The 633-nt window shown below is 43.0% G+C and carries 1 protein-coding gene; it reads left to right on the top strand.

Annotated elements, in window-relative coordinates; translation table 11 throughout:
- Positions 1–47 precede the first annotated feature (47 nt).
- On the top strand, positions 48–633 hold a 586-nt coding region (locus A3756_RS04965), incomplete at its 3' end, for a hypothetical protein (protein ID WP_156490283.1).

The raw sequence follows: 633 nt of genomic DNA, 5'->3' as shown, positions 1-633 counted from the left end.
AGAAGCTCAATGATACAGATAAAATAATAGAAATCTTTGGCGAAACAATGATTTGGAATGCATCTGGTAGTTTTTTCAGCCTGGAGCAGCCTATTAATAACCCCCACTATAGAAGCCATACCCTAGCTCGTCTCGCCAACAACAACTCACAGTCATTGACAACGCAAAGAGGAATTATTGAGGACTCACGCAGATTCTTTAGTGAACTGAGCGAAGTATCAGACCCAAGCAGCGAGACAGGCATTTCAGAGGTAAATAGAGGTATATTGAAGCTCGATGGTGGTCTCGAAGCACCTATTGGTCACGCGACAGAAAGCGGAAGTCATTTTGCGTTTTCCTTCAACACCTCTGATACAACTGTGACTACTGATCGTGGGACAGGAATTATTCTCGGCGTTGAGCTAGAGGAAGTAAGCAGCCCAATCTTTCCCGATACCGACGATGTAATACAGTTTACCTATCATATACAAGGTAATAGCATGACTATTTTGGACGAAACAAACAGTCTACAAAATCTGAACGGATCAACTCTGCATATTACCGATAGACTAAATGCAGGTTCAAGCAATGACTGTCATGCCACACTGCAATTATCGAGAATCTACGTTACTCATACCCTGACCAGCAACCCAG

The organism is Oleiphilus sp. HI0086 (assembly GCF_001635225.1).
The sequence above is the reverse complement of the archived record's forward strand: the minus strand, read 5'-3'. Positions and strand labels throughout refer to the sequence as shown.